Below are 23,750 nucleotides of genomic sequence, written 5' to 3'. Positions count from 1 at the left end.
ATGATCCCAGAAATTGGTTATTTTTCTTTAACGCTTGCCATGGTGCTAAGCGTTTTACTGTGTATTTTTCCTCTTTGGGGCGCGCATACTGGTAATCTTCGATTAATGCGTGCGGCTCCATCTTTAGCAATAGGCCAGTTTGCTTTTGTACTAATCTCTTTTGCTGCACTTATTTATGCAAGTTTAACAGACGACTTTACCGTATCTTACGTAGCGTATCATTCAAGTAGTACGCTGCCTTGGTACTATAAAATCACCTCTACGTGGGGCGGTCATGAAGGTGCTATTTTATTATGGTTAGTAATGCAAGCGGGTTGGACTGCTGCTGTAGCAGCGCGTTCTAAATCATTACCTTGGGTATTACGTGCTCGCGTACTGGGTGTACTTGGTTTTTTAGGTGTAGGTTTTATGATGTACACCTTACTGCTTTCAAGCCCGTTTGAGCGTCTGCTTCCTTATTTTCCGGTAGAAGGGCGTGATTTGAATCCGCTGCTTCAAGATCCAGGTATGATTATTCATCCACCATTACTGTACATGGGTTATGTGGGGCTGTCGGTTGCTTTCTCTTTTGCTATAGCTGCATTGTTAACAGGTAAACTTGATAACACATGGGCTAAGTGGTCACGCCCGTGGACGATGACAGCATGGGGGTTCTTAGGTTTAGGTCTTACTATTGGTAGCTGGTGGGCGTATTCAGAACTAGGCTGGGGCGGCTGGTGGTTTTGGGATCCAGTAGAAAACGCAGCGCTTATGCCTTGGCTTGTTGCAACCGCATTACTGCATTCATTAAGTGTGACAGAAAAGCGCGGTATATTTAAATCATGGACCGTATTACTCGCAATTGCAGCATTCTCTTTAAGTTTGCTAGGTACGTTTATTGTACGCTCGGGTATTATTGTATCGGTACATGCGTTTGCTACAGACCCCGATAGAGGCTTATTTATACTCGCCTTTTTAGGCATCGTTGTCGGTGGTGGCTTGGCGTTATATGCAATGCGTGTGTCACAAGTTCACAGTGAAGGACGATACAAGCTGGTATCGCGCGAAGTGGCCTTATGGCTCAATAATATATTTTTAGTTGTTGCTACATTAATTGTTATGTTAGGTACATTGTTGCCAATGGTTCATAAAGAAATGGGCTTAGGTAGCATTTCTATTGGCGAACCGTTTTTTAATAAGATGTTTGCAATAATTTTAGTACCGTTTGCTATTTTGATGGGGATCGGACCACTTTTACGTTGGAAGCAAAACAAGTGGGCTTTTTTGCAAAACAAAATATTAATGGGCGTATTAGCAAGTGTTGTGATTACCTGCGCTTGGTTATTCTCGAGTTACGATTTAGTAAAACCACTTACGTTATTAGCGACAACACTGGCGGTTTGGATTGCAATATCAACAGGGATTGATATTTACACCAAAGCAGCTGTGCACGGGAGCTTAAAAGAAGGCTTAAAACGCTTTACTGTAAGTTACTGGGCTATGGTACTTGGGCATATTGGTATTGCATTTATTATTGCGGGCGTAACACTTACCTCGGCTTATTCAGTAGAGCGTGATGTATCGATGAAACCGGGTGAGATAGCACAGCTTAATGAGTATGAATATCGCTTTGATGGCGTTAAAACTATTCGTGGGCCAAACTACAGCGGTCATGCGGGCGTTGTATCTGTGCTTAAAAATAATGAGCTAGTAACACGTTTACACGCCGAAAAACGTAAATATGACATTGGTATGCAGTTTATGACTGAGGCGGCAATAGATGCCGGTTTTAAACGTGATTTATACCTAGCATTAGGTGAGCAATTAAGTGGTGATGCATGGTCACTTCGCATTTATCATAAACCATTTGTACGCTGGATATGGATTGGTGGCGTGCTTATGTCATTAGCAGGTTTCATGATTTTGTTTGATAAACGTTACCGTACATCAGCTAAAACAGCCCGTAAAGATGTTCCGGAGAGTGTTTTATGAACCGTAAAATTTTAGCTATTGCGCCGCTTTTAGTGTTTGCTTTTGTGTGTGTATTTTTATACCAAGGTCTTTTTGCCAACCCTCGTGAAATTCAAACAGGGCGGTTAGGTCAAGAAATGCCAGCATTTAATTTACCTGATTTAATGCAAGACAATAAGCAGTGGACTAACGAGTCGTTAAAAGGTGAAGTTTACTTATTAAATGTATGGGGTACGTGGTGCCCAACATGTTTAGTCGAACTTGGTTATTTAACTAAGTTACGTGAGCAAGGCGTTAAAATTATTGGACTATATTACGTACAAGGTTACGACGCTGATTTTGATGGCCCGTTTGATATGCAATCACTTCGCAGCGAAGTCACTGATATGCTGCAACGTGCAGGTGACCCTTACCAATTTAATATTTTAGATTTACACCGTACTTTGTCGTTGGATTTAGGCGTGTCGGGTGCGCCAGAAACTTTTTTAGTCGATAAAAAAGGCACTATTTTGTTGCATCACACCGGTGATATAAATCCGCGAGTATGGCGAGCTAAATTTGCGCCAATTATGCAGGAGCTTAAATAATGAAGTGGTTACTACTTACGCTTAGCCTTTTTGTAAGCATGGGTGCGTTTGCACAGCAAGATCGCTATCAATTTGATAACAACAAACAAGCAATATTGTTTGAAGAGTTAACCAAAGAACTACGTTGCCCTAAGTGTCAAAATCAAAACATTGCGGACTCCGACGCTGTTGTTGCTAAAGACTTGCGCGATAAAGTGCTCGTATTGGTTAAAGAAGGTAAAAGCAAAGACGAAGTGATTGATTATATGATTGACCGCTTTGGTTATTTTGTTCATTACGACCCACCTGTTACACTAGCGACTTTAGTGCTGTGGGTACTACCGGTATTAATTGTAATTGTTGGCTTTGGTTTTATTGTTATTCGCCAACGAAAAGCATCAGTAAAACAAACATGGAGCAGCGACGATGAAATGCTGCTAGCGAAGCTAATTGATGAAAATAAACGTCAGGAGCAAAGCTAAATGATTTTAATGTGGGCGTGTTTTGCCTTACTCACACTGGTTGCTCTTAGCTTTGTTATGATACCTTTTTTAAAAAAAGAGCGTGTTCAAACGATTACTCATAACGCCAATGCTGAATTAATTAGTATTTATGAGCAGCGTTTAGTCGATTTGCAAACTGATTTAGATAATCAACGCATTGATAGCGTAAATCACGCAGAATCAATTGTTGAATTAAAACGTCGCTTATTGAACGAGCTATCACCAGAGAAATCACTTAACAGCAAAGGTAATAACCGTATTTTTGCTTTAACAGGCGGTGCATTTGTTCTTGCACTTACAGGGATTTTTTATAGTTTTACAGGCAGTCAGCAGCAAATTTCGGCTTGGCATGACGCAATGGATAATTTAGCTGATTATGGCGAGCGTGCTGTAATGCAAAAAGGTGAGCCGCTTAGTCAAAATGAGCTGCAGGCTTTTGCATTGGCGCTTCGTACTAAACTTAGCCGCTCTGGCGATGATGAAGTTGCTTGGATGCTACTTGGTCGAGTGGCTATGTCGCTTAATGAATTTGACATGGCGCAGCAGTCATTTGATAAAGCACTACGTATGAACCCTGATAATATGCAGGTTCTTATTAGTTACAGTCAGGTTTTATTACTTGAAGGTAGCGAAGCTAATATGACTCGCGCGGCAGGTATGCTTTCAAAAGTGCTAAACGTTGAGCCTACTAATTTAGATGCTATTTCGTTACTAGCGCTGATAGCGTATGAGCGTAAAGATTGGCCGCAAGCTAAAACTGCATTTGAAGTTTTATTGGCGAGCATGGAAAAAAATGATTCACGTTATAACATGATCTCAGAACGTATTGCTGATATTGAGCAGCAAATGCAAAGTGAAGGCTCAGTTATGCCAGTTACTACTACAACGGGTGCTATTGCAGTTACAGTCGACATTGCAAAAGAGCTTATTGATAAACAGCCAAAAGACGGTATTTTGTTTATATTTGCAAAAGCTGCAACTGGCTCACCTATGCCATTGGCTGCTGTTAAGCTGACTAAATATTCATTTCCAATTACAGTTGAGTTGAGTGATAGTAGTGCAATGGTTGCAGGGCTTAACTTATCTAGTGCAGAAAATATTATTATTTCGGCACGTATTTCTATCGATGACTCTGTTATGCCAAGCTCTGGTGAGCTAGAAGGTCATTCACAGGCGTTAAAGCGTGAAAGTGTAAGTGACTACCAACTTCAAATTGATACATTAATACCTTAAGGACGTTAGATGTTAAAACACAGTTTTACTTTTTTATGTTTATTGATACTAGCCGGCTGTGCTCAAGTACCTCAAAGCAAAGTAGATGACAGAGATCCGCTGCAAAGTATTAATCGTCCATTATATGACTTTAATATGGATGTACTGGATGCTTATTTATTGCGCCCAGTTGCTGTAGGTTATGTTGAAGTAACGCCTGTACCGGTAAGAAACGGTATTGTTAATTTTACAGGTAATATCACCGCACCTGTAGATATGATCAATGCGGGTTTGCAAGGTAAACCGGGTAATGCAAGTGTGAGCTTAGCACGCTTTTTAGTTAACTCTACTGTCGGTCTGTTTGGTATCTTTGACGTTGCAAGCTCACTAGGTCTTGAAATAGTCGATGAAGACTTTGGACAAACGTTGGGTGTATGGGGCGTAGGTGATGGCGCCTATTTAATGCTACCAGGTATGGGGCCAAAAACAGCACGTAACCTGACCGGTGATGTAGTCGATAACTTTGTATTACCTGAAGTTGCGCTAACGACTCCACAAACTATTTTAGTATTTGTTTTAAAAGCAGTTGAGGCGCGTGCATCATTAATCCCACAAGAAGGGCTATTAAATGATTCACTTGATCCGTACTTATTTGTAAAAGATATTTACTTCCAGCGTCAAATTTATGAGCTGTACGATGGCAACCCACCTATAAAAGAAGAGCCAGCTGATTTTGATGAAGACTTTTTAGAAAGTTTATAATTGAAGCCAATGATAAAAACGCCAGCTAAATGCTGGCGTTTTTATTGACTGTTTATATATAATCTGAACTTTGGCTAGAGAAAAATAAACTTAAGTATCATTATGATTCAATATATTAGTAAATACCTTAACCAGAGTTCGGGTTACTTATTTTTCGTTAACTATTAACTGCATTTGCTCATTAACCCAAGTGAGTGCTTCATGATAGGCATCAGGAACTTTTTCACCTAGGTTTAGCTCTTTCGTTAATTCGTTTGCGGCTGACCAGTTAGCTTGTTCATAATACTTAACTAAGTTTAAATATTTTGCCAGCAAGCCTTCATCGTTTAATAAGGCTGCTTTTATGTCATTCGAAAGTGGAAGCTTTTTCATAACGCTTTGCATACTCTCATCTAAAATAGCATCCATAAGAGACATCATACCGGTTAAAAATGCCATGCCGGTATCTTTAAATTGTCCATGGGATATAGCGAGTAACTCACCAAAACGAGCGCGCGTAAGCGATAGCCTAATTAGCTCTACAGGTTTATCTGCTGATACTTGCGCTGCAAATAATAATGATAATAGTTTTTTAATTTCGTTAGCACCAAGCACTATAAGGGCTTGCTTAATGGTACTTATTTCAGCACGCCTTGCAAAGGCAGCAGAATTTGAATACCTAAGTAATTTGTAAGATAGGTTTACATCACGCTCAAACACATCAGTGATTTTTTTAAGATCCATATCAACGCTTGATGTTTCGTAAAGTAATTCAGCTAATGCCATTTCTGAAGGCGGTAGAGCCTTACTTTGTACCATTTCAGGTTTTGAGAAGAAAAATCCTTGGAAATAATCAAAACCAAGCTCTAGAGCTTGTTGGTAAATTTCATAGGTTTCTACTTTTTCGGCAAGTAACTTAATATGCGAGTGCAGTTTTAAATCATTAAGAACCGTTTTTATTGTATCTATATCAGATGCTAAAAAGTCTATTTTAATAATATCAATAAATGGATAAAAGTGGCGCCAAACAGGCTGATGAATATAGTCATCAAGAGCAATAGTGTAACCTTTATCTTTTAGATCTTTCACTATGGCTAATAATCGCTTCCCAGGTTGCACAGTTTCAAGGATTTCTACAACTACAGTATCTTTGCCCAATAGTGTTGGATAGCCCTTTGATAGCGTCTCTAGGGTGAAATTTATATAGGCGGGTTTATTGTCGGTTAAATCTTCTAAGCCGAAATTAAACTGACTACCTTCAATTAGTCGTGTAGTTGCCTCGTCACCGTCTATATTGGGAAATACGTTATCAACGCCATCGCGAAATAAAAGTTCATATCCGATGAGCTTTTTATCTCTGTCTAAAATAGGTTGGCGTGCAGCGTAAAAATACATAAACAGTTCCGTAAGAGTAATCTAATTAGTTATTGTAATAATATATGGCAAAAGACTCAAAATAGCATTACGTATATTTGCTAGATTAATAAATTATCATTAAAAATTAAGGTGTTTCTTGTATTTAATTTATTATATTTCACCAATTCGCTTTAAAATTATTCAACATGAGTATTTTTGTATCAGGTGAGGGCAACAAGTTGGAGATTTTATTATCAAGCATGATATAGTCAGCGAGAATGGTTTTTACCCCAATAGTGTCTTAACTATAAAATTTTAAGAGTCATTATTTGGATTAAAGCCTATTATTAATAATTATGCGGAGGCTAATTTGGAAACAGGAATGATTATTTCACTAGCATTATATTTTATTGTAATGTTAGGTATCGGACTATATGCATATAAGCAATCTACTGACGATGTATCTGGTTACATGTTAGGTGGACGAAATCTATCTCCAAGTGTAGCTGCACTGTCTGCAGGTGCATCTGATATGAGTGGCTGGATTTTAATGGGCCTACCTGGTGCGATGTTTGTTACTGGTTTTAGTAGTACATGGATAGCAATTGGCTTGGTGATTGGTGCTTGGTTAAACTATCTGTTAGTTGCACCGAGATTACGTGTTTACACTGAAAAAGCAAACGACTCTATAACAATCCCAGATTATTTTTCAAATCGCTTCAATGATAAATCTAATTTATTACGTGTTGTATCAGCTGTGGTAATTATTGTTTTCTTTACTCTTTATACTTCATCTGGTGTTGTCGCTGGTGGTAAATTGTTTGAAAGTTCATTTGGTTTAACTTATGAAATGGGTTTATACATTACAACGGGCGTAGTTGTTTTATATACCTTGTTTGGTGGTTTTTTAGCTGTAAGCTTAACTGACTTTGTGCAAGGTTGTATTATGTTCATTGCACTTATTCTAGTACCAACGGTTGCATACTCTTTGCTTGAACAACCTTTAGAATCAACTTTACATAGCGTAAATCCAGATATGCTTAATTGGATTGGTGCAGGTTCTGCATTAGGTATTATTTCTGCAATGGCCTGGGGTTTAGGTTATTTTGGCCAACCACATATCATTGTTCGTTTTATGTCGGTACGTAGTGTTAAAGATATGCCTAAAGCACGCCGTATTGGTATGACATGGATGATTGTTGCTGCCATTGGTGCTGTTGGTACTGGTATATTTGGTGCAGCTTATACTTATGAGAACAACATTGTAGTTGAAGACCCTGAAACAATTTTCTTAATTCTTTCTGAGTTGCTGTTCCACCCACTTATTGCTGGCTTTTTACTTGCTGCAATTTTGGCTGCGATTATGAGTACTATCTCATCTCAATTATTGGTTAGTTCAAGTTCATTAACAGAAGATTTCTATAAAACATTCTTACGTAAAGATGCCAGTGATAAAGAGCTAGTTGCTGTTGGCCGTATTAGTGTTGCCGTAGTTGCTATGTTCGCTATTTATTTAGCTTACGATAGAGATAGCTCTATTTTAGACCTAGTAAGTAATGCGTGGGCTGGCTTTGGTGCTGCGTTTGGACCTCTTGTATTGTTCAGCCTTTATTGGAAACGCATGAACTTTGCAGGTGCGTTAGCTGGTATGTTAGTAGGCGCACTTACTGTGCTAATTTGGATATATGGACCATTTACTATCAATGGTGAAAGCTTAAGTAGCTTTATGTACGAAATAGTACCGGGCTTTATTTTAGCGAGTATTGCAATTATTGTTGTTAGCTTAGTAACAAAAGAGCCAGAGCAAAACATCACTGCTTTATTTGATGAAGTAGAAAAAGAGCTTTAATTAGCAATTACTACTTATTTTAAAGTGAGTAGTAATTAATACCAATCCGCAATAATACTTAATCATTTTGCGGGGCTAAACGTGTTGCTACCGGCGTTAAAAAATTCTCATTTAGTACAACTAAATATCGAATTTTTGCCTAGCTATCAACACGTTTTTCCACCCTCAAAGAGATCACTTAATTAAGCGAATTGGTATAATAAAAAAGGGAGCAACTTAGTTGCTCCCTTTTTTATTTAGTTTGTCCCGTTCGAGGAGGGAACATTCTATGAATTAACTTACTTTTTTATCGTTGTTATCTTCAATTGATGCAACGTTATCTGACTTTTTACTTTTTGCTGGCGCTTTGGTAACAGCTGGATCTTTGCCACCTTTCAATATGGTCATAAAATCATCTTTGCTTTTCGCTATTTCTAAAGCAAGTGATTCAATTTGTTGCTCACTAAGCGGTACGTCTACCTTTTCTAGCATCAGCTCAAGTGATTCTGCTATATCGAGCATCTTGTCATAAGCATCAGCTTCTTTTTTGGTAGTAAACGTCATACGCTCGACTCCGTTTCGTTCTACAACATATTTAACAACAACAGCCATGATTTCTCCTGCAAAATTGCTTGGCACCGTGGTTTTTTAAAAAACCATTAGATTACTGTTTTTATGTACAGTAATGGTTTGTAAGTAAATTTGCAAGCGCGAAGTATTAATTTTTAGGTGTCTTAAATTTGACAAAAAACGGTAACTTTACTTTAGTTAAGCAATCACTTTGTTGTACCAGCTGCATTTTCAGGATTTCGGATCTTAGTGATAATGCGTTTAGGTACACTTTAAGTGATGAACTTTACAGTTCCTTATTTATTGATTTCCTGAGCAATACTCAAAATTAAGAAAAGAAGAATAAGGGCAAGTTTAATGAAAACGTTAAAAAATTTACTCATCATAAGTTTATTATGTTTACTACCCGCGACTACCGCGTATGCACAATTATCAGAAGTAACTAAGCAAATGCCTCAAGCTGAGACAATTAGTATAAATAATGCTGATGCAGAGATGCTTGCTAAGTTACCTGGTATAGGTAAGAAAAAAGCGCAGGCAATTGTGGATTATCGCGAAGAAAATGGCGAATTTAAAAGCGTTAGTGATTTATCGCAAGTTAAAGGGGTTGGCAAAAAACTTTTAGCTAAATTAGAGGGGAAACTTTCACTTTAATATTTCTAAATAGTAATCAGGGTGCTAGGCGCCCTGATTAAATTGTTTTAGCGCATCGCTTAAGTGCTTTTTAGCAAAGTTAATCTCAATAGGTGTAGTTAATAGTGGATAGCACAATCCGCCAAGTATCAAAAATGGTATTAATATCCAACCTTTAAATACAGTGAATATTAAAAATAGTGGGCTAAGTAATAGCAGTTTTATAATACGCAATAGAACTTTATCAGTTGGCGATAGCTTACTTAATGCAAGCGCAATTACGTCTTGACGCTGGCGTACTTTTAAATGCTTAAGCTGGGCTAATTGGCTTGAAAAAAATGTAAACATATCAAATCGACTTTTTAATTAATAAACGGGCAATAATTATAATAAATAGCGTTAGTGAGAAAATCCCAAATATCACTTCCATCCAAGCAGGCATGCTCATGCCAACAAACTGCCAATCTATATTTCCACAATCTCCGGTAGCTTGAAAAAAGCTAGGTATCCATTCATGTAGTGGCATAAATGATGGGAAATTTGGTTCAAACTCACAGCTAAATGCAAAAGGGTCTGTGGTGGTTTGCATATCAATATGTTCGCGAGCAATTAAGTATCCCCAAACACTCGATATCCCCCAAATAGCATACGCTATCATACGCACAGTTTTACTTTGTGGTTTACTCGAGCCTACAATCCCTGCGCCTAATAAACTCAATACTGCAGTGCGTTGATATATACACATTATGCAAGGCGCTAACCCCATTTTGTATTGAAAGAAAAGAGCGGTAACTTCAAGTAAAAAAACGATAGCTGTAAATAAAAGCCACGGGGTTCGTTGGGTAGGTAATTGTGCAAGCCAGTTCATAAAAATTCCGCGTTTTAATAGGACGTTAGATTATGACGTAGGATAAAGTATGCAGCAACAAAAAGGAAAAAAAAGCTACCGAAGTCGCTTTTTATAAGATGAAATTAATGACTACTCAATTCAGCCTTAGCAAAGGTTAAATGACGTTCTATTATTTCCCCATCGATACATAAGCTCAGCTATATTGCTTACTTATACTAAGGTGATGCATCATCTAAAGAATTTTTTATGGTTGCACTTTTTTTACTTTTTCTTATGGCAAGTGCGGGATAAGTTAATTAAGCTCAGGCGCTGCGTAAATAAAAATATCTCCATAATAACAATGTACCTACAATGAATATTACTCTAGATATTCATGAATTGTAGCTAAATTAGAGAAACCCAAATTTAATTATTTATTAATTTTAAATTTCTACCCATTTGCTTTATTAATATATTACTTTACTTGTTAGTTGTGCTTCGTCTGGTACAATCAGTCAGTTATTCGTGTAAAACGATGAGTGTTGATTAATTCGAGTGGGAACTGGATGAGAATTTTTAAAGCGAAAAGCCCAGCAGGATTTGCTGAAGAATATATAGTTGAGTCCATTTGGAACGGCGATTTCCCTCCAGGTTCAATTTTACCTGCCGAGCGAGAACTTTCAGAGTTAATTGGTGTTACAAGAACAACCTTGAGAGAAGTATTACAGCGTTTAGCGCGTGATGGTTGGCTAACAATTCAGCATGGTAAACCTACAAAAGTAAATAACTTTTGGGAAACGTCTGGCTTAAACATTCTTGAAACATTAGCGCGCTTAGATGAAGACAAGATGCCAGAGCTGACAGATCAGCTTTTATCTGCACGTACTAATATTAGTGCTATTTATACACGTGCTGCAATTAAGTTAAATCCTGAACGCGTGATTGAAATTTTATCACAAAGCAATGAGCTAGAAGACACCGCTCAAGCATTTGCTGACTATGATTATAAAGTGCATCACGAATTAGCCGTTGCGGGTAATAACCGTATTTATGTATTAATACTTAACGGCTTTAGAGGTTTTTATTCAAAGATTGGTTGTCATTACTTCTCTGATGCCGGAACTCGTGAACTTGCTCGTCAGTTTTATAAAGATTTAACCATTTTGGCAGAAAAGAAAGAGCATGATGGTGCTATTTCTATGATGCGTAAATATGGTCATCAAACGGGTGAGATTTGGCAAAAAATCCGTGGTGATATGCCCTCAGATATAATGGACTAAGTCTAAGCGAGAAACCTGCATTTGCAGGTTTTTTTATATCTGTAAAATTTAGCGCCACCGTATATGAAATTCTAAAAAGTTTAATGTATAAACCACTTCGATATTTTTAAAATTTCTACTTAGTTACAACGCAACTTACACTTTAAATTAGACCTATTATTTAAGCATATTAGCGCAAGTTGCAAGTGTTCGTTATTTTCGATTGCTCACATCGTTAAATGCGATTGTTCTTTTGCAGTGAATAACTTTAGAATGCCAATTAATTATATGTATGCGCTATTGGTTTTTAATTTTTAGCGCCCATATAAGTACCAGCATTGCGAAAGCAATTGAAAACAAACTCAAAATATTTGGAGAATAAAATGGGTGTATTAGTAGGCCGCCAGGCACCAGACTTTACCGCTGCAGCTGTTCTTGGTAACGGTGAAATTGTAGATAGCTATAACCTTCATGAAACAATTAAAGGTAAAAAAGCAGTTATCTTCTTTTACCCACTAGATTTCACGTTTGTATGTCCTTCTGAACTTATTGCATTTGATAAGCGTTTTGAAGAGTTTCAAAAGCGTGGCGTAGAAGTAATTGGTGTTTCTATCGATTCACAATTCTCACATAACGCATGGCGTAACACTGCTGTAGCAGACGGCGGTATTGGTAAAGTTCAATACGCACTAGTTGCAGACGTTAAACACGAAATTTGTAAAGCATACGACGTTGAGCATCCAGAAGCGGGTGTTGCGTTCCGTGGTTCTTTCTTAATTGATGAAGAAGGTAACGTACGTCACCAAGTAGTGAACGATTTACCACTAGGTCGTAACATCGACGAAATGCTTCGCATGGTTGACGCGCTAGCGTTCCACACTGAGCACGGTGAAGTATGTCCTGCTGGTTGGACTGAAGGTAAAAAAGGTATGGACGCAAGCCCTGAAGGCGTTGCTAAGTTCTTATCTGAAAACGAAGGCGAGCTATAATTTAGCCCTTAGTTTTAAATAAAAAAACCGCCAATTGGCGGTTTTTTTATTTGTAGCGTTAGCTCACTTTAAAATAAGCTCGCAAAGTTAAAACGAGAAACTAACTTTAGTATAAAAGTATCGGCCTCTAGGGTTGTGTACACCTGAAGCATAACCGTATAGATCAGCGTCGCCATCACCAATTGCAAATGGTGGCTCTTCATCAAATAAGTTATTTACACCTAGCGATACTTTAGTTGAGTCAGTAACACGATAAGATGTTTGTAAATCTACCAGTGTTTGCGAATCAACCATACGTGATGTATTGCTATCAAAGTCTAAATTACCGTCAAAATCAATATCTGGGGTATCTTCAAACTCACCTACATAACTGATGTTTACGTTTGTATTAAACTCGCCAATTTCCCAGTTTGTAGAGAAAATCCAGCGGTGCTCTGGATAGCCATACTCACCGGTGTAATCGCGGCCATCTTTTTCAAATTTATCTTGGTATGCCCATTCTAAATTAAATTTCAATAAACCTAAGTCATCAAGTGAGTGATTGTAGTTAGCTGAAACATCAACCCCAGATACTTCTTGCGAAGAAACGTTTTCAAATGTGCTGTAAATTTTTTGAATTGTTCCTAAGCTATCGCCACCTGTAGGTGTTAAGCGTACACATACAGTACTATCTTGGTTATTACACTCAGAGTTATAAATTGGACCAAACTCTTGCTCATCAATTTTGTTATCTTGAGTGATGCTCCACACATCGACACTTAAACCAAACTCAGCAGAAGGCGCCCAAATAAAGCCGACATTCCATGATTCTGATTCTTCAGCTTCAAGGTCAGGGTTACCAGCAAATTCAATGTTGTAATCAAGTGCATCACAATCAAGGCCTGTTGCTTCACATCGGTATGTATCTACAAAGAATTGGCTTTCTTGAGATGGACCTAAACCAACTTGTGCCAAAGAAGGCGCTCTAAAGCCTTGTGCCCAAGAGCCACGCACTGTGATTTCATCAGTAGGCGCCCAGCGAAGAGCTACTTTAGGGTTTGTTGTTGTACCGAAGTCACTGTAGTCATCGTAACGGCCAGCAAGTTGTAGCTCTAAATTATCAGCAAGAGGGATAGAAAACTCGACATAGGCAGCGTATTGTTCACGATCTGCAGATGCAGATACAGACTCTGTGCCAAATATTAAACCACGTTGAAATTGATCATCAGGAATGTCATTAACGTCTTCTTCACGGTACTCAATACCTGCAGCCATCATTACTACATCATCGCCAAAACTAAATGCTTCGCCTGTAATGTTTGCATCAAAGGAAGTCATGTGAGACTCACCACGACGCACTAAGCTTGTTGTAATACGATTAATTACAGCAGGGTCGTTGTATGTGCCACCAAATGGATTGTAGTTTCCTGCATCAATTTCTTGTTGTAAGAAATCAGTACGCACCCAACCTTGTGTTCTATCACCTGTTTGCAGAGATTTACTTCGGCCTTTTTGTACAGCGGTTTCCCAACTCCAATCATTAAACTCACCTCTAAGCCCTGCAACAAAGCGAAGAGTATCTGATTCAATATCCCATTGGCGTGCGCCAGCATCAACTGTACGGTAACGACCAATTTGAATGTCTTCACCAAATGGATTGTTAGGGTGGCTAGCTGGGACAGTTAAGCCTGCATCTTCATCAAGTGGGGTAGGGGCTCCGGCCGCAACAGACGTATTGTGCTGTACTGCCATTTCTAAAAAGCCCGTAATGCCATTATCAAAGTTATATTCAAATTGAGAAATAGCACCCACGCGTTCAGACGCTGGTGCGATATAACCGTAAGGGCCGTAATCAAATAAACAACTGCCACTTGAAGTTGCATTTTCAGCAGGACAAGCCGGATCAATTGTTTTAACACCGTCTACATAAAAATATCCAGGGAAGCCACGAGATGAGCGAAAATCTTCACCACCATAAGGTGATTGATTTGCTGTACCTAAGCTGCCCATTTCATCAGAAGAAAGAGATGTATTTTTGAAGTAATCGATAATAACTGACGCGCTACTTTTCTCGCTAGTAGTACCCCATACTAAACTTGCTGTTGTTTCTTCATAATTTGGACCATCAGTACCACCGTAGCCCAAATTAACTTCAACACCGTCAATGTCTTTTTTCAAGATAACGTTTACAACACCCGCCACTGCGTCTGAGCCGTAGATAGCTGAAGCACCATCTTTTAGTATATCGATTCGCTCAATGGCAGAAACTGGGATACTGTTAATATCTACAAATGAGTTTGTGATACCTTCGGCAAATGCACTAATAGATACACGACGGCCATTGATTAGTACGAGCGTAGCATCAGCACCTAAGCCACGTAAACTAACAGCAGCAGAACCATTTGCAGTTGAATCTTGGTTGTTACCACGTGTTGAGAAAGTACCGCTACCCGCGACAGGCATTCTTTCGAGGAGTTGTTGTAGGTTGTCATAACCCATGTTCTCAATATCAGCTCTTGCGATTGATTGAACCGGAGAAGGTCCTTCGATATCTGAACGTTTGATTCGTGAGCCAGTTACTTCAATGCGCTCTACTTTTTTAGCTTCTTCAGCAGCGTAAGTTGTTGTTGTAAAACCTGCTGAAAGTGCGATTGTAGCACCTGCAATTAAGCTAGGTGTAAATGCAGTTGATTGCTTCATCCTTAAGTCCTTGTTGATATGTTATAAATTTAGTTGCTCTATACCAATCCTTTTTAAATTGTTAAATAAATCCCATATTTAAGCGGATTGATATAACAAGCGACGACATTAATATCATGTAACTTAAGTGTTAGCAATTAGACTGAAATGTGATTTTAGTATGGTTTTTTGTATGTTTTTGGATGATTTTAAAGCAGATGTTATGCGCTGAAGGAGGTTGAAATAGGCGCACATGCTTTATTTTGGAAATAACAAATACAGCCTAAATGCGAGTAATAATTAAATTAATTAATTCACAATAAAATTGTAATAAATTATTTACATGTATATTCTGAATGAATAGTAATCTTATTGTATATTAATAAAACAAATAATAGTTGGCTTTTTAATAAAAAAAACGCCTAACTTGTTAGTTAGGCGCTGTGCTTATACTTTGTGTTTCATTAAACGTTCTTTTTCGCGAGACCAATCTTTATTTTTCCCGTCGTCACGTTTATCGTGCAACTTTTTACCTTTTGCTAGATGAAATTCAAGTTTCACCCAACATTTTTTCCAGTACATAGCTGTAGCTATTAATGAATAGCCATCTCGCTCTGTTGCACCGAGTAGACGGTCAAGTTCGCGTCTGCTTAATAGTAACTTACGATAACGCAACGGATCGCAAATTACATGGGTTGATGCACTATTAAGTGGCTGGATTTGCGCGCCAAGCAAGAATGCTTCGCCATTTTTAAGATGAATATAAGTTTCGGTGATGTTTACCTTACCTGCTCGGATACTTTTTACTTCCCAGCCTTGTAGTTCAACACCTGCTTCAAACTTATCGTGTAAAAAATACTCATGTCGCGCTTTTTTGTTTAGCGCGATGGTATTACTTGTCGATTTTGATGAATTTTTCTTAGCCATAGTGCCCTATAATATACGTAATGTGAGATGTTTTACATCGATTTTTTTAATAATGCTTTTAAAAATTAAGCTTTAATTTAAGCAGCATGAAAATTTGGGGAAACGCGCAAAGCTTGCTAAAATTCGCCCACACAGTTGGGAGTGAGTATGCCACAAATAGAAAAAAGTGCGCTGGTTATGTACAGCACTAAAGAGATGTTTGATCTAGTTAATGATGTAGAAGCTTATTCGCAGTTTTTACCAAATTGCTCAGACTCAAAAATTGTTTCACAGCATGATAATAACATGACCGCGAGTTTAGAAATATCCAAGGCGGGTATAAAAAAGTGGTTTACCACCGAAAACACCTTTGTTGATGAGCAAACCGTGTTGCTAAGCCTTGTTGATGGACCATTTAAGACGTTAAAAGGGCGCTGGCACTTTCAAGAGCTTGACGCCAAAGCATGTAAAGTTCACTTGCAACTAGAATTTGAATTTTCAAGTAAGTTAATAGAGCTTGCCTTTGGTAAGATTTTTAACGATGTTGCAAAAAATATGGTGAGTGCATTTACTCAACGTGCAAAACAGGTTTATGGAGCGAGAGCATGATTAATGTTGAGGTGGTATTTGCGTTACCAACCACGGCCACGTGTTTATCAATTGAAGTGCCACAAGGGACTACAGTCGAGCAAGCTGTTATTCAGTCAGGTATTATACAAAAGTGCCCTGAGATAGATGCTACATCGCTAACGTTAGGTGTGTGGAATCGAACTGTAAAAGCTAACTATGAGTTAAAAGACGGTGACCGTATAGAAATATATCGTCCATTAATTGCAGACCCTAAAGATGCGCGTAGAAAGCGTGCAGAAAAAGCTAAAGAAGAGGGGCGTGCAAATAAAATAACAGGTGGCCGCCCACTCGAAAAGTAACGAAGATCGGTATAAACGTGGAAAATTTAACGGATTAAATCACACGCTAACGTTGTTTAAAATGGTAAAAGCTTTTAAATAAACCAATAAAAAAGGTGAGCCATGCTCACCTTTTTTTACCACTTGAGAAATTTATTGCTCGAGCGGTGTAGTAAAGTTTTCAGGTTGGTCATAATCACCTGAGATTGAAACTAACTTTTCATTTTCAAAGTTAATTACTAACTCTTTATTTTGCTCGTTTTTACGGCCCTTATTAAAGCTGTAAATATAACGCCAAGTATTGTTATCAAAGGCGTCCTCAGCAATAGGTCTGCCTAGTACGTAAACAACTTGCTCTCGAGTCATATTTACACGAAGTTTTTCAACATCCGATTGCTCTAAAAAGTTGCCTTGGGGGATGTTAATTCGGTATACCCAGCTAGAGCAACCTGCTGCTGAGCTAAGTGTTAAAGCAACGATAAGCCAAAGAGAAAAAGTTTTTAACGACTGCATTGTTAGTTGTGATCCTTATTTTTTATAATCTGCATGATACCGATTAGTCACTGAAGGTAAAACCCTTTTAAGCAATTGTTTTATGTTAAGGGCGTTAAGGTAATGTTTTGACCATTAATAATGAAAAAAGTTTACAGCACATCGAAACGAATATTTTAAAAACGGAGTCTACTTGGTTTTTATATATAGTTGAGACACGATTTGGTCATTGGTACACAGGGATCACGACTAATGTTGAAAAACGCTTTGCAACTCATCAAGCCGGCAAAGGGGCCAAAAACCTTAGAGGGAAAGGGCCGCTTTTACTTATCCATCAACAACAAGTTGGTAATAAAAGTGAAGCAAGTAAACTTGAGTATCAATTAAAAAAGCTTTCTAGAGCCAAAAAAGAAGCATACGTTTTAGCATTTAATACCGGCGACACTAAAATTATTTAGTTAATTTACTTAGATTAAACCGTATTCGCTGTGGGCAAAAGCTAGCTTTTAATATAGCTTTTGCTCACAAAGGAAATATAGCAGTTATAGCTGCTTAGCGATGTTTTTCAAAGGTAGCGACAAGTGCATCGAGTGTTTGAGCGCTGTTTGCCAAGTCACTAATAGCTTGCTCTGTATTGATTTGCTCGCTCATTGCTTTATCGCTAATTTCACTTATTTGCTCTATGTTACGACCTACATCAGCAACCACATTACTTTGCTGCTCAGTTGCAGTTGCAATAAGCGTAGCCATATCGTTTATTTGATTAGCTGTTTCGGCTATCGCATCGAGTAATTCTACTGAGCTTTGCATGGCTCCAACGCTTTGCTGCGCTTTATCTTTTGATTGGCTAATATCGTTAACTACATCATCAGATATTCTTGTAAGCTCTTCAATCATAGACTGAATTTCGGTGGTTGATTGCGATGTACGGTTTGCCAGAGCGCGTACTTCATCAGCAACAACAGCAAAGCCTCGGCCGTGCTCACCTGCGCGAGCGGATTCAATTGCCGCGTTTAAAGCAAGTAGATTAGTCTGATCCGATATCCCTCTAATTGAATCCACAATACTTGCTATATCAACCGTTTTTTTAGAAAGCAAAGTAACTTGCTCTGTTATGCCATCAATATCGCTAGCTAGGGCTGAGATAGTTGCCTGGCTTTGTAATACTTGTTTGTGGCTTTGAATGGTGTTCTCACGGCTGTTATCGGTTAACTTAGCTGTATTCGCTGCGCTTTGTGCTATTTCTTGCACTGTAGCGCCCATTTCGTTGATAGCTGCTGCGACAGATATTGTTTGCTCTTTTTGATTATCAATTGCTTGCGAGTTTCGTTTTGCCTGTTCAAATACATGATCAGAACTTTGGCGAATATCGTGGCTTTCACTGGCAACTTGAGTAATCGCTGTTTCTATTTTATTTATAAACTGGTTAAAGCCATTACTTAGATTGTTGAGCTCTGGTTGGCTTGATTCTGGTAAGCGGTACGCTAAATTTGCATCGCCAGAGCCTAAGCGTGAAAATAACTCAGCCATTTTAGAAAGTGGAGACGAAAGAGAGCGAGCAAGTAAGTAACTAATCAAGCTAGCAACTAACGCGGTAATTACTGTAAAAGTAAATATTTGCCATTGTAGGGTGTTTACACTTGCGAATACTTCACTTTTTGGTACTTGAGCTACAACATATAAGTCAGTGTTTTTAATTGGGGTTGCAGCTATAAGAGTAGGTTCGCCATTTAAGTTAATTTCTTCTAGTGCAAAGCCATTACTATTAAATAGTTGGCTGTGAATATTTGCAGTATATAAATCGTCAATATTTGCTTTTGCTACTTTATTGGCATCTTTATGAAGTTGAATTAATCCATTTTTATCTGCAATAAATACAAAACCTGTTTGCTCAATTTTAAATTGCTGTAATAGCTTTTGCATATCAGTGATGCTTTTTGCAAGACCTGCTAAACCAGTACCATTAGCCTGCTGATGATTTACAAACATTTTCACATCATTGGCTGACTCTTGATAAATACTGATAGAATAAGGTTGTTTTGATTGCTTAAAAGCAAAGAACCAGCCATCGGCTGCATCATTTTTTAACACACGCAAAAAACCATTTTGGTTCCAGTACTGTGCAGTGTCTCTATTTGCCCAAGATGCTGTGGCTAAATCGTATTGCTGGGCAACGCGATTTAATTCTTTTAATAGTAATGTATCGTCTTGGTTGTTTGATTGAGCCCATTGTAAAACAAATTCGTTTGATGATAGTTGCTGAGCAGCACCAAGTAACTCATTAATTTCACCGCCTATATGATTACTAATTGTTTGCAGTTTACTAGGTAGCTCTGACTCGATCATACGTTGCTCAATTATGTCTTTAGAGCTGTATAAAGAGGTCAAGCCAATCAGTGCCGCTACGCATATAGCAATAACACTGCCTAAAGCTGTGATTTTTTGAGTAATAGAAAGGTTTTGTATCGTCATGATATTAATTAATTTTACAACTGAGTAGAGGACTATACTAGCACATTATTTATTTAGAGCTAGATATTGCCTACTGTGAAATGAATAGAAGGTAGCGTGTTATGGTTAAAGTTTTATGAATATGCATAAAAAAGCCCATAAGCAAAGCATATGGGCTTGGTTTCTAACAAGCGAAACATTTATCGTTTAGGGTTAAACAATCTTTTTCATTGCTGACATGTAGCCACGTAATTTAGCACCTACTTTTTCAACTGGGTGTTCACGAAGGGCGGCGTTAATTTGAATTAATGTTTGGTTATCAACTTGGTTACTGTGCTCGCCAAGGCCTTTACCAATAACATCTGTATCAATTTTTTTCATAAAATCTGCAAGTAATGGCAAACATGCATGGTTATATAGGTAACATCCATACTCTGCAGTGTCAGAAATTGTACGGTTCATTTCAAAAAGCTTTTTGCGTGCAATTGTATTAGCAATTAATGGCGTTTCATGTAAAGACTCGTAGTAAGCTGACTCTTCAATAATACCTGCTGCTGTCATGGTTTCAAAAGCAAGTTCAACACCTGCTTTTACCATTGCTACCATTAAAATACCGTTATCAAAGAATTCTTGTTCTGAGATTTCTACATCGCCAGCAGGAGTCTTTTCAAAGTTAGTTTCTGCTGTTTCAGCGCGCCATTTAAGTAAGTTTACGTCATCGTTATTCCAGTCTTCCATCATGGTGCGTGAAAAAGTGCCGTCGATGATGTCATCTTGATGCTTATTATAAAGCGGGCGCATAATTAGTTTTAGCTCTTCGCTTAGTTCAAACGCTTTTACTTTTGCAGGATTTGAAAGGCGGTCAAGCATGTTTGTAACGCCGCCGTACTTAAGTGCTTCGGTAATTACTTCCCAGCCGTATTGAATTAGCTTTGATGCATAACCCGCATCAACGCCTTTTTCTATCATTTTATCAAAACATAAAATAGAGCCAGTTTGTAACATGCCACATAAAATGGTTTGCTCGCCCATTAGGTCTGACTTAACTTCAGCAATAAATGATGATTTAAGTACACCTGCACGGTGTCCGCCAGTCCCTGCTGCATACGCTTTAGCTTGTGCTAAACCATGACCTTGAGGGTCATTTTCTGGGTGAACAGCAATTAGAGTTGGTACACCAAAACCGCGTTTGTATTCTTCACGTACTTCAGAACCAGGACACTTAGGCGCAACCATGATTACAGTAATGTCTTCACGTACTTGCATGCCTTCTTCAACAATATTAAAGCCATGAGAGTAGGCAAGTGTAGAGCCTTTTTTCATAAGCGGCATAATTGCACTTACTACAGCAGTATGTTGCTTATCTGGTGTTAAATTAAGTACTACATCAGCTGTTGGGATTAGTTCTTCGTAAGTGCCAACAGTAAAGCCGTTTTCAGATGCGTTCAAAAATGATTGGCGACGCTCAGAAATAGCTGATGCGCGTAATGTGTAAGAAACATCTAAACCAGAGTCACGTAAGTTTAAGCCTTGGTTTAAACCTTGTGCGCCACAGCCTACAATAACTAGTTTTTTACCTTTAAGTGCATCAACGCCATCGGCAAATTCGCCTGCGTCCATAAATTCACATTGCGCTAATTGCGCTAATTGCTCGCGTAAAGGTAAGGTATTGAAATAATTCGCCATTGTTAGTGTCCTATAAAGTCATGTTTGTTAGATGCGCAATGTTTACTGCGCTTACAAACACCATATGTAAAATCGTTGCTTGCGTAAAATGATATATTTGAATTAAAGTGTTTCATAATATGAAATGCAGGGGGTTGGATGGAACATAAGCACTTAAACTACTTTTTAGCGTTGGCTAAAACACTTCACTTTGGGCGCGCAAGTGAGCTTTGCCACATAAGCGCACCCACTTTGAGCCGAAATATAAAACATTTGGAAGAAGAAGTTGGAGTGGCATTGTTTATCCGCGATAACCGAAGTGTTAAATTAACGCGTGAGGGGGAGTCCTTTATTGATTACGCAACGGCAACGCTTGCTAATTGGCAACGTTTTAAAACGAATGTAAAAGACCCACAACAGCATATTTACGGCAAAGTAAGTATTTATTGTTCTGTAACTGCATCTTATAGTTTTTTACATCAAATATTAGAACAACTTCGTGCGCAGCATCAGTACATAGAGATAACATTAAATACAGGCGACCCAGCACTTGCTATAAATCGTGTACTTGATGGCCACGAATTAATGGCAATTGCAGCTAAGCCTAATAAATTACCGTCGCAAATTGCCTTTGTTGATATTGGGCACTCACCACTTTTATTAATTGGCCCAAAAATTCAATGTCCGATCACACAAAAGCTTACACAAAATAGTGATGACATTAATTGGTCTGATTTAGAGTTTATTGTCCCAGAACAAGGTTTTTCTCGCCAAAGGTTAGAGCACTGGTGGCGCAAAAATAATATTCACGGAAAAATCTACGCCCAAGTTGCAGGACATGAAGCAATGGTATCTATGGTGAGCTTAGGGCTAGGCGTCGCAATGGTCCCTAAAATAGTGCTAGATAATAGCCCGCTGCAGGATAAGGTACAAATACTAACACCAAAAATGCAAGCACCTGAAGGGTTTGATATCGGTTTGGCGGTATTAAGAAAAGAGTTAAATGACCCTGCAATCAGTGCGTTGTGGAATATTGCGCAAACTTTAGAAGCAAAAGCAATTTAATATGCACACAGAGCAAGCAAATTAGTTAAATAGTATGAATATAGGTTGCGTATGAGTTTACTATTACTTAACATTGAGTGCTAATAATAAAAACAATGACGCTTGAGAGTTTATTTATGAACCACGCCGTATCACTTGCTCATTCTGCTCAATGCCTTAAAAAGGCGATTCCTTTGATGGTAAAATACCGTATGCCGGTAACCCCTATCAACTATGCAATTTGGTACTGTTACATTCAAGGGAGTAACCCTTCATTAAATGCTGAATTAGACCATGTTATTGCTGAGCAACAAACATGCTCACAAGACAAAGCAAAAGAAATTTTTGATAAGCATTTAACGCAAGACGATCTGGCTTTCTTTCAAGACATGACTGAAAAGTTCCATACAACTATGGAGCAAGTCCAGCAAGATATAAGCACCACGCTTGAGCATTCCAAAAGCTTTACAACAAGTTTAGTTGATTCACAAAATGAATTAAATATGCTTGCTGATGTAAATTCTTATAATGAAATATTAGGTTGTGTAGAGCGCTTAACCGACGATTCTATTGCTATGCAGGATTATGCTAGAGAATTTCAAACTAAGTTAGCTGTTGCTTACAACGAAATAAAAGATTTAAAAGAAGCACTTAATATTTCAAAAGAAGCAGCTGATACCGACACGCTTACGGGGTTTTATAACCGAGGTAAGTTTGATTCAGATATCGTAAAATTTTGTTTTGAATACTCAGAGAAAGCACAGGAAGATTCTCTTGCCGTACTAATTATGTTTGATATTGATCACTTTAAACGTTTTAACGATGACTTTGGTCATCAAAAGGGTGACGAAGTGTTGAGGTTAGTTGCCAAAAAAGTGAGAGAAAATACAACTGAAACAGCAAATATATATAGATACGGTGGCGAAGAGTTTTGTATAACAGCTTATTTTGACACTATTAACGATATAATAGCGTTTGCCGATTGTATACGTTTAGCTATTGCGAAATTAGCGATTCGTAAAAAGCATGATATAACAGCTAAACGTGCTATTTCTGCAAGTTTTGGTTTAGCTATTTTACGTCCATTTACTAATAGCTCAGTTTTAGTTGAGCGTGCAGATAGAGCCTTATATATCGCAAAAACACATGGCCGAAACCGAATAGAAATAGCCCCTGATATTTAATAAGCA

General features: G+C 38.2%; 23 protein-coding genes. 14 read left to right on the top strand and 9 right to left on the bottom strand.

The window, feature by feature from the left end:
- Genes H5120_RS13955 through H5120_RS13935 form a run of 5 tightly spaced genes read left to right on the top strand, consistent with a single transcriptional unit; the run spans window position 1 to window position 4,993 of the window.
- Entirely contained in the window at window positions 1-1,971 is a 1,971-nt protein-coding gene (locus tag H5120_RS13955; protein ID WP_182672316.1) for a heme lyase CcmF/NrfE family subunit, read from the top strand.
- A complete protein-coding gene (locus H5120_RS13950) occupies window positions 1,968-2,537 on the top strand; it encodes a redoxin family protein (protein WP_138488719.1) in 570 nt (189 codons plus the stop codon). The genes H5120_RS13955 and H5120_RS13950 overlap by 4 nt, the downstream gene beginning before the upstream one ends.
- On the top strand, window positions 2,537-2,998 hold the full coding sequence (locus H5120_RS13945) for a cytochrome c-type biogenesis protein (protein ID WP_182675080.1): 462 nt from the start codon (window positions 2,537-2,539) through the stop codon (window positions 2,996-2,998). The genes H5120_RS13950 and H5120_RS13945 overlap by 1 nt, the downstream gene beginning before the upstream one ends.
- A complete protein-coding gene (gene ccmI, locus H5120_RS13940) occupies window positions 2,999-4,252 on the top strand; it encodes a c-type cytochrome biogenesis protein CcmI (protein WP_024595353.1) in 1,254 nt (417 codons plus the stop codon).
- Between the two features lie 9 nt (window positions 4,253-4,261).
- Window positions 4,262-4,993, top strand: coding sequence for a VacJ family lipoprotein (locus tag H5120_RS13935; protein ID WP_182675078.1), 732 nt, complete (start codon window positions 4,262-4,264; stop codon window positions 4,991-4,993).
- 147 nt (window positions 4,994-5,140) lie between these two features.
- Here the strand turns inward: H5120_RS13935 and H5120_RS13930 are convergent, their stop codons facing one another.
- Window positions 5,141-6,367 carry an EAL and HDOD domain-containing protein gene (locus H5120_RS13930; RefSeq protein ID WP_182675076.1) on the bottom strand — a complete coding sequence of 409 codons (1,227 nt, stop codon included), beginning with the start codon at window positions 6,365-6,367 and terminating at the stop codon, window positions 5,141-5,143.
- A gap of 331 nt (window positions 6,368-6,698) precedes the next feature.
- Between H5120_RS13930 and putP the strand changes: the two genes are divergently transcribed.
- Window positions 6,699-8,177, top strand: a complete 1,479-nt coding sequence (gene putP / locus H5120_RS13925) for a sodium/proline symporter PutP (protein WP_182672319.1) — start codon at window positions 6,699-6,701, stop codon at window positions 8,175-8,177.
- A gap of 273 nt (window positions 8,178-8,450) precedes the next feature.
- Here the strand turns inward: putP and H5120_RS13920 are convergent, their stop codons facing one another.
- Complete coding sequence (locus H5120_RS13920; protein WP_004335683.1) at window positions 8,451-8,768, bottom strand: YebG family protein; 318 nt, start codon at window positions 8,766-8,768, stop codon at window positions 8,451-8,453.
- A 315-nt stretch (window positions 8,769-9,083) separates the two neighbouring features.
- Between H5120_RS13920 and H5120_RS13915 the strand changes: the two genes are divergently transcribed.
- Window positions 9,084-9,380, top strand: a complete 297-nt coding sequence (locus H5120_RS13915) for a helix-hairpin-helix domain-containing protein (protein ID WP_182675074.1) — start codon at window positions 9,084-9,086, stop codon at window positions 9,378-9,380.
- 24 nt (window positions 9,381-9,404) lie between these two features.
- Here the strand turns inward: H5120_RS13915 and H5120_RS13910 are convergent, their stop codons facing one another.
- Together H5120_RS13910 and dsbB are read right to left on the bottom strand one after the other, a co-directional pair.
- Window positions 9,405-9,707: a DUF6170 family protein gene (locus H5120_RS13910; protein ID WP_004335687.1), complete on the bottom strand. Its 303-nt coding sequence runs from the start codon at window positions 9,705-9,707 to the stop codon at window positions 9,405-9,407.
- A gap of 1 nt (window position 9,708) precedes the next feature.
- A complete protein-coding gene (dsbB, locus tag H5120_RS13905; RefSeq protein WP_182675072.1) occupies window positions 9,709-10,227 on the bottom strand; it encodes a disulfide bond formation protein DsbB in 519 nt (172 codons plus the stop codon).
- A gap of 527 nt (window positions 10,228-10,754) precedes the next feature.
- On the opposite strand from dsbB, the gene fadR reads away from it, so the two are divergent.
- Together fadR and H5120_RS13895 are read left to right on the top strand one after the other, a co-directional pair.
- A complete protein-coding gene (gene fadR, locus H5120_RS13900; RefSeq protein ID WP_182672321.1) occupies window positions 10,755-11,468 on the top strand; it encodes a fatty acid metabolism transcriptional regulator FadR in 714 nt (237 codons plus the stop codon).
- Between the two features lie 362 nt (window positions 11,469-11,830).
- On the top strand, window positions 11,831-12,436 hold the full coding sequence (locus H5120_RS13895; protein WP_007378637.1) for a peroxiredoxin: 606 nt from the start codon (window positions 11,831-11,833) through the stop codon (window positions 12,434-12,436).
- An 87-nt stretch (window positions 12,437-12,523) separates the two neighbouring features.
- Here H5120_RS13895 and H5120_RS13890 read toward each other — a convergent pair whose 3' ends face one another.
- Together H5120_RS13890 and smpB are read right to left on the bottom strand one after the other, a co-directional pair.
- On the bottom strand, window positions 12,524-15,115 hold the full coding sequence (locus H5120_RS13890) for a TonB-dependent receptor (protein ID WP_182672322.1): 2,592 nt from the start codon (window positions 15,113-15,115) through the stop codon (window positions 12,524-12,526).
- 426 nt (window positions 15,116-15,541) lie between these two features.
- A complete protein-coding gene (smpB, locus tag H5120_RS13885) occupies window positions 15,542-16,021 on the bottom strand; it encodes an SsrA-binding protein SmpB (RefSeq protein ID WP_004335699.1) in 480 nt (159 codons plus the stop codon).
- 147 nt (window positions 16,022-16,168) lie between these two features.
- Here smpB and H5120_RS13880 point away from each other — a divergent pair, with 147 nt between their 5' ends.
- Window positions 16,169-16,609 carry a type II toxin-antitoxin system RatA family toxin gene (locus H5120_RS13880; protein ID WP_004335701.1) on the top strand — a complete coding sequence of 147 codons (441 nt, stop codon included), beginning with the start codon at window positions 16,169-16,171 and terminating at the stop codon, window positions 16,607-16,609.
- Window positions 16,606-16,929: an RnfH family protein gene (locus H5120_RS13875; RefSeq protein ID WP_004335703.1), complete on the top strand. Its 324-nt coding sequence runs from the start codon at window positions 16,606-16,608 to the stop codon at window positions 16,927-16,929. Before H5120_RS13880 ends, H5120_RS13875 begins: the two co-directional genes overlap by 4 nt.
- 132 nt (window positions 16,930-17,061) lie before the next feature.
- Here the strand turns inward: H5120_RS13875 and H5120_RS13870 are convergent, their stop codons facing one another.
- Window positions 17,062-17,421: an outer membrane protein assembly factor BamE gene (locus H5120_RS13870; protein WP_004335706.1), complete on the bottom strand. Its 360-nt coding sequence runs from the start codon at window positions 17,419-17,421 to the stop codon at window positions 17,062-17,064.
- Window positions 17,422-17,528: 107 nt separating this feature from the next.
- Between H5120_RS13870 and H5120_RS13865 the strand changes: the two genes are divergently transcribed.
- Window positions 17,529-17,858 (top strand): GIY-YIG nuclease family protein, encoded by a 330-nt coding sequence (locus H5120_RS13865; RefSeq protein ID WP_004335709.1) that lies wholly within the window; start codon window positions 17,529-17,531, stop codon window positions 17,856-17,858.
- Between the two features lie 94 nt (window positions 17,859-17,952).
- Here the strand turns inward: H5120_RS13865 and H5120_RS13860 are convergent, their stop codons facing one another.
- Both H5120_RS13860 and ilvC read right to left on the bottom strand, forming a co-directional pair.
- Window positions 17,953-19,872, bottom strand: a complete 1,920-nt coding sequence (locus H5120_RS13860) for a methyl-accepting chemotaxis protein (RefSeq protein ID WP_182675070.1) — start codon at window positions 19,870-19,872, stop codon at window positions 17,953-17,955.
- A gap of 192 nt (window positions 19,873-20,064) precedes the next feature.
- Window positions 20,065-21,537: a ketol-acid reductoisomerase gene (ilvC, locus tag H5120_RS13855; protein ID WP_004335714.1), complete on the bottom strand. Its 1,473-nt coding sequence runs from the start codon at window positions 21,535-21,537 to the stop codon at window positions 20,065-20,067.
- 138 nt (window positions 21,538-21,675) lie between these two features.
- Here ilvC and ilvY point away from each other — a divergent pair, with 138 nt between their 5' ends.
- Window positions 21,676-22,581, top strand: coding sequence for an HTH-type transcriptional activator IlvY (gene ilvY / locus H5120_RS13850; protein WP_024594947.1), 906 nt, complete (start codon window positions 21,676-21,678; stop codon window positions 22,579-22,581).
- 116 nt (window positions 22,582-22,697) lie between these two features.
- Window positions 22,698-23,744: a GGDEF domain-containing protein gene (locus tag H5120_RS13845; protein ID WP_182675068.1), complete on the top strand. Its 1,047-nt coding sequence runs from the start codon at window positions 22,698-22,700 to the stop codon at window positions 23,742-23,744.
- Window positions 23,745-23,750 lie beyond the last annotated feature (6 nt).

It is taken from the genome of Pseudoalteromonas sp. SR43-2, from assembly GCF_014163885.1.
GTDB lineage: Bacteria > Pseudomonadota > Gammaproteobacteria > Enterobacterales > Alteromonadaceae > Pseudoalteromonas > Pseudoalteromonas distincta.
Note: the sequence above shows the minus strand (reverse complement) of the source record. Positions and strands in the feature narration are given on the sequence as shown.

Bases quoted from the DNA above. Each gene is read 5' to 3' on its own strand.
- H5120_RS13955 (WP_182672316.1), top strand. From the start codon at position 1: ATGATCCCAGAAATTGGTTATTTTTCTTTAACGCTTGCCATGGTGCTA.
- H5120_RS13950 (WP_138488719.1), top strand. From the start codon at position 1,968: ATGAACCGTAAAATTTTAGCTATTGCGCCGCTTTTAGTGTTTGCTTTT.
- H5120_RS13945 (WP_182675080.1), top strand. From the start codon at position 2,537: ATGAAGTGGTTACTACTTACGCTTAGCCTTTTTGTAAGCATGGGTGCG.
- ccmI (WP_024595353.1), top strand. From the start codon at position 2,999: ATGATTTTAATGTGGGCGTGTTTTGCCTTACTCACACTGGTTGCTCTT.
- H5120_RS13935 (WP_182675078.1), top strand. From the start codon at position 4,262: ATGTTAAAACACAGTTTTACTTTTTTATGTTTATTGATACTAGCCGGC.
- H5120_RS13930 (WP_182675076.1), bottom strand. From the start codon at position 6,367: ATGTATTTTTACGCTGCACGCCAACCTATTTTAGACAGAGATAAAAAG.
- H5120_RS13920 (WP_004335683.1), bottom strand. From the start codon at position 8,768: ATGGCTGTTGTTGTTAAATATGTTGTAGAACGAAACGGAGTCGAGCGT.
- H5120_RS13915 (WP_182675074.1), top strand. From the start codon at position 9,084: ATGAAAACGTTAAAAAATTTACTCATCATAAGTTTATTATGTTTACTA.
- H5120_RS13910 (WP_004335687.1), bottom strand. From the start codon at position 9,707: ATGTTTACATTTTTTTCAAGCCAATTAGCCCAGCTTAAGCATTTAAAA.
- dsbB (WP_182675072.1), bottom strand. From the start codon at position 10,227: ATGAACTGGCTTGCACAATTACCTACCCAACGAACCCCGTGGCTTTTA.
- fadR (WP_182672321.1), top strand. From the start codon at position 10,755: ATGAGAATTTTTAAAGCGAAAAGCCCAGCAGGATTTGCTGAAGAATAT.
- H5120_RS13895 (WP_007378637.1), top strand. From the start codon at position 11,831: ATGGGTGTATTAGTAGGCCGCCAGGCACCAGACTTTACCGCTGCAGCT.
- H5120_RS13890 (WP_182672322.1), bottom strand. From the start codon at position 15,115: ATGAAGCAATCAACTGCATTTACACCTAGCTTAATTGCAGGTGCTACA.
- smpB (WP_004335699.1), bottom strand. From the start codon at position 16,021: ATGGCTAAGAAAAATTCATCAAAATCGACAAGTAATACCATCGCGCTA.
- H5120_RS13880 (WP_004335701.1), top strand. From the start codon at position 16,169: ATGCCACAAATAGAAAAAAGTGCGCTGGTTATGTACAGCACTAAAGAG.
- H5120_RS13875 (WP_004335703.1), top strand. From the start codon at position 16,606: ATGATTAATGTTGAGGTGGTATTTGCGTTACCAACCACGGCCACGTGT.
- H5120_RS13870 (WP_004335706.1), bottom strand. From the start codon at position 17,421: ATGCAGTCGTTAAAAACTTTTTCTCTTTGGCTTATCGTTGCTTTAACA.
- H5120_RS13860 (WP_182675070.1), bottom strand. From the start codon at position 19,872: ATGACGATACAAAACCTTTCTATTACTCAAAAAATCACAGCTTTAGGC.
- ilvC (WP_004335714.1), bottom strand. From the start codon at position 21,537: ATGGCGAATTATTTCAATACCTTACCTTTACGCGAGCAATTAGCGCAA.
- ilvY (WP_024594947.1), top strand. From the start codon at position 21,676: ATGGAACATAAGCACTTAAACTACTTTTTAGCGTTGGCTAAAACACTT.
- H5120_RS13845 (WP_182675068.1), top strand. From the start codon at position 22,698: ATGAACCACGCCGTATCACTTGCTCATTCTGCTCAATGCCTTAAAAAG.